Here is a 4,012-nt window from a genome sequence, read left to right on the forward strand (position 1 = left end):
TCTCGGCGGCGTTCTGATACGTGCCACACGCCACCTGTCCGGCATTGCCGCTGTTGCTGCCCTGGTGCCAACTGGTTGGGGATTGGCCGCTGTCCCCACAGGCGCCGAGCACGTCGTCTTTGATGCTGGCCTTGAACGAGCCGACCAGGTTTTCGCCGTTGTTGAACAGGATGTACTTGGCCTGGACCGGGCCGCTCGGGTCGGGGCTCTGCCCGCAGGTCAGCGACGCCAGTTCGCCGGTGGTGATGCTCTGGGCGGTGCAGTTGTTCAGCCCGTAGCCCTTCGACAGCGATGCTGCAAGCGTGTTGATGTCCGACGAGCTACCGGTGTTCGCGGGATCCGCGGCCGCGGTGGCCGTGCCCGCTAAGGCGCAACCGCACGCGAGCGCCGCGGCCGTGGCGAACCGCGACGCGTTGCTGAGGTAGGACATCCTCTGACTCCTATGCGGTTGTGGGACCGGCGTCGCTCACCGGAGAAACATACTTCCGCTAAGTAGGGATCGTAGGGATATGTCCAGACAAAGCAACACATTCCGCTGGCAATTGTCTGTCTTGGCATCTTTCTCGACACCGCAGCGCAACGGGAGATCCCGCGCGATTTCGAAACTCATTTTCGGCCAATCCTTTTGGTGTGACCGGATTCCTTCGGCAGAAGAACGGCGGCTTAACGCGGGGGAACGGTCGTGGAGCACGTCAGCGGGCCGAAGGGAGATTTTCAAATTGCTAGTGCCGCCGCGACTGTGCTCGGGTATGGTAAGCACCGCTTTACGCCAGCTAACTTCTCGGGACTGGAGATTTCATGACACAACCGCCGGCACCGCCCCCTCCGCCGCCTGGTTACCCGCCGCAGCAGCCCGCCGGGCAAGCGCCGAATAACTATTTGGTGTGGTCCATCCTGGTGACCCTGTTCTGCTGCCTCCCATTCGGGATCGTGGCGATCGTCAAGTCCAGCCAAGTCAACGGTCTCTGGGCGCAGGGCCGTTATGCCGAGGCGCAGGCGTCGGCCGAGAGCGCCAAGAAATGGGTGATCTGGTCGGCGGTCATCGGTGTCGTCGTGGGAATCATCTACGGCATCCTGATGGCGGTCGGCGCGCTCAACACGAACACCAATGCGGCGCTCGCCGCGATGTTCTGAGTTCGGTTCACGACGATGGTGACCCGCCAAGGGTCGGCGCAGCTGAGTCTGGGAGCACCGCTGGTGGTGGCCGCTTCCACGACGCTGATGTGCGCCGCCATCTGGGCGGGTGACCCGACCACTCCCAACGGTCCGCTGCCGGTGTGTCCCACCAAGGCGCTGTTGGGGATCGACTGTCCGGGATGCGGCAGCCTGCGCATGCTGTATTCCCTGATGCACGGCAACGTCATGGCGGCCGCCAGGTTCAACGCGTTGGGCCTGGCGGCCGTCCTGCTGCTGGTTTGGGCGTACTTTGCCTGGACCTATGGACGGGTGGTGGGCCGAAGGGTCCGGAGCTGGCAGCACGGCCGCTGGGCCGCGGTGGTGACGCTGACGCTGGTCGCGGCGTGGTTTGTGGTGCGCAACATTCCCTTTGCGCCGTTCAATGCGCTCTACGTCTGATACCGCCGTGTCCTGATCCCGGGCGCTCCTCCCGGCGTCTAACCTGGGGCGCGATGGTGAACAAATGCACGACGATCCCGGCGGCGCTCGTTGTGGTCGCCATGACCGCATTCTCGACCGGCTGCTTCCATCGGTCGACCAATGCCCAACAGGCCACCGGAAACCCCGACGCGGCCAAGTTCGCCGGCGCGCTGCACGACAAGGTCACGGCCGACGCGATGATGGCCCACCTGGCAAAGCTCCAGGAGATTGCCAACGCCAACAACGGCACCAGGGCGGTGGGCACCCCCGGCTACGAGGCCAGCGTTGACTACGTCGTAAACACATTGCGCGGCAGCGGCTTCGACGTGCAGACCCCCGAATTCTCCGCGCGGGTGTTTCACGGCGACAAGCCGGAGGTGACGGTCGGTGGGAGGCCGGTCGAGGCGCACGCGCTCGACTTCAGCCTCGGCACCCCACCGGACGGGGTGAGCGGGCCGCTGGTCGCCATCCCCGCAAACAACGGCCCCGGTTGCGCGGTCTCGGATTACGGCAGCCTGCCGGTGCAGGGGGCCGTGGTCCTGGTGGACCGCGGCACGTGCCCATTCGCTCAGAAGGAGGACGTCGCGGCGCAGCGCGGCGCGGTCGCGATGATCGTCGCCGACAACGTCGACGAGCAACAGATGGGCGGCACGCTCGGGCCGGACACGACCGTCAAGATCCCGGTGGTGAGCGTGACCAAGTCCGTCGGCGTGCAACTGCGCACCCAGCCGGGGCCGGCCACCATCAAGCTGAAGGCGAGTGTGCAGAGTTTCAAGGCCCGCAACGTGATCGCGCAGACCAAAACGGGATCGACGACCAACGTCGTGATGGCGGGCGCCCACCTGGACAGCGTGCCGGATGGACCGGGCATCAACGACAACGGATCGGGAGTGGCCGCGATACTGGAAACCGCCCTGCGGCTGGGTAATTCGCCACAGGTGCGCAATGCGGTGCGGTTCGGGTTCTGGGGCGCGGAGGAACTCGGCCTGATCGGATCGCGCAACTACGTCGAGTCACTCGACCTGACTGCGCTCAAAAACATCGCGCTGTACCTCAATTTCGACATGCTCGCGTCGCCCAACCCCGGCTACTTCACCTATGACGGGGACCAATCGCTGCCGGCGGACGCCCGCGGGCAGCCGGTGGTGCCGGAGGGATCGGCCGGTATCGAGCGCACGCTGGTCGCCTATCTGAAGTCCGCCGGAAAAACCGCGCAGGACACGTCGTTTGACGGCCGTTCCGACTACGACGGGTTCACCCTGGCGGGCATCCCCGCCGGCGGCCTGTTCTCCGGTGCCGAGGTGAAAATGTCCGCGGAGCAGGCGAAGTTGTGGGGCGGGAACGCCGACCAGCCGTTCGACCCCAACTATCATCAGAAGACCGACACCCTCGACCACATCGACAAGGCCGCGCTGGGCGTCAACGGCGGCGGCGTCGCGTACGCGGTGGGCCTGTACGCCCAAGACCTCGGCGGCCACAACGGGGTGCCCGCGATGGAGGACCGCACGCGTCACGTGCTCACGAAGCCATGACCCGCCGACTGGGAGCGGCACTGCTGCTGGCGACCGCGCTGCTGGCGGGCTGCTCGTCGGGACGGTCGGGATCACCCGCGGCCGCACCGGATTTGGGTCGCGGCCTGGCCGGAAAAGTGACCGCCGATCGGATGTTCGCGCACCTGCGCGCGCTGCAGAATATCGCCAACGCCAACAAAGGAAACCGGGCGGACGGCACCCCGGGGTACGACGCCAGCGTCGACTACGTGGCCAAAGCGCTGCGCGACAGGGGGTTTGAGGTGATGACCCCGCAGTTCGACCGGTTGTACACCGTTTCCCCGGGCAGGCCGGCGATGACGATCGCCGGACGCAGCTACCCCGTCGACCAGGCGTCGTTGCTGGTCCAGACACCGCCCGGTGGACTGACCGGCCAGCCCGCCCGGCCCGCCACGCGAGCTGTCGAGATGCGCCCCGACCATGATCACTTCATGCGGAGAACCGGTCTTGGTCTGCGCCAGCACGTTTCGCGAGGTGATCTTGGTGTTCTGGGCGTCCAGCACCAGATGGATGGGCGCGCTCGCGCCGGCGAGCGCGGTCGCGGCGGACCTGCCCGCGACCGCAACCGGCACGGTCAGCTGCTTGAAGTAGCCCGGATTGAACAACGTCGGCGGGGCGCCCTGGCCGGCGGGCGCACTGAGCACGACCAGCGCGGCCGCGCCCTTGGCCACGGCGCTGTTCTGCTTGTCGACCACCGAACAACGCGCGTCGTCGACGACGGCGATCGAACCCTTGGGCAGCGCGGCCGGGTAATCGCTGGCCGCACAGCCCGAGGGTTGGGCGGGCCGGGCGGCCTGGCCGGAAAAGTGACCGCCGATCGGATGTTCGCGCACCTGCGCGCGCTGCAGAATATCGCCAACGCGAAC

4 protein-coding genes and 1 pseudogene are annotated in these 4,012 nt (G+C 66.7%); 3 read left to right on the top strand and 2 right to left on the bottom strand.

Translation table 11 applies throughout. The annotated features are described in order from the left end of the window. Positions 1–430 (bottom strand): serine/threonine protein kinase (locus A5697_RS10895; protein ID WP_068010342.1); only part of this gene is annotated, 430 nt, incomplete at its 3' end. Between the two features lie 368 nt (positions 431–798). On the opposite strand from A5697_RS10895, the gene A5697_RS10900 reads away from it, so the two are divergent. The 3 genes from A5697_RS10900 to A5697_RS10910 are packed head-to-tail and all read left to right on the top strand — an operon-like array spanning position 799 to position 3,128. After that, on the top strand, positions 799–1,134 hold the full coding sequence (locus A5697_RS10900) for a CD225/dispanin family protein (RefSeq protein ID WP_067264203.1): 336 nt from the start codon (positions 799–801) through the stop codon (positions 1,132–1,134). A 15-nt stretch (positions 1,135–1,149) separates the two neighbouring features. Beyond that, positions 1,150–1,575 carry a DUF2752 domain-containing protein gene (locus A5697_RS10905; RefSeq protein WP_068010344.1) on the top strand — a complete coding sequence of 142 codons (426 nt, stop codon included), beginning with the start codon at positions 1,150–1,152 and terminating at the stop codon, positions 1,573–1,575. A 53-nt stretch (positions 1,576–1,628) separates the two neighbouring features. Continuing rightward, complete coding sequence (locus A5697_RS10910; RefSeq protein WP_068010346.1) at positions 1,629–3,128, top strand: M28 family metallopeptidase; 1,500 nt, start codon at positions 1,629–1,631, stop codon at positions 3,126–3,128. A gap of 398 nt (positions 3,129–3,526) precedes the next feature. Here the strand turns inward: A5697_RS10910 and A5697_RS10915 are convergent. Continuing rightward, positions 3,527–4,012, bottom strand: a pseudogene (locus A5697_RS10915) (PA domain-containing protein); the annotation flags it as partial.

Source organism: Mycobacterium sp. E3251 (genome assembly GCF_001666835.1).
In the GTDB taxonomy this organism is placed as follows: domain Bacteria; phylum Actinomycetota; class Actinomycetes; order Mycobacteriales; family Mycobacteriaceae; genus Mycobacterium.

What these genes read in the sequence shown, in the direction of transcription:
- A5697_RS10900 (WP_067264203.1), top strand. Translation starts at nt 799, where the DNA reads ATGACACAACCGCCGGCACCGCCCCCTCCGCCGCCTGGTTACCCGCCG.
- A5697_RS10905 (WP_068010344.1), top strand. Translation starts at nt 1,150, where the DNA reads ATGGTGACCCGCCAAGGGTCGGCGCAGCTGAGTCTGGGAGCACCGCTG.
- A5697_RS10910 (WP_068010346.1), top strand. Translation starts at nt 1,629, where the DNA reads ATGGTGAACAAATGCACGACGATCCCGGCGGCGCTCGTTGTGGTCGCC.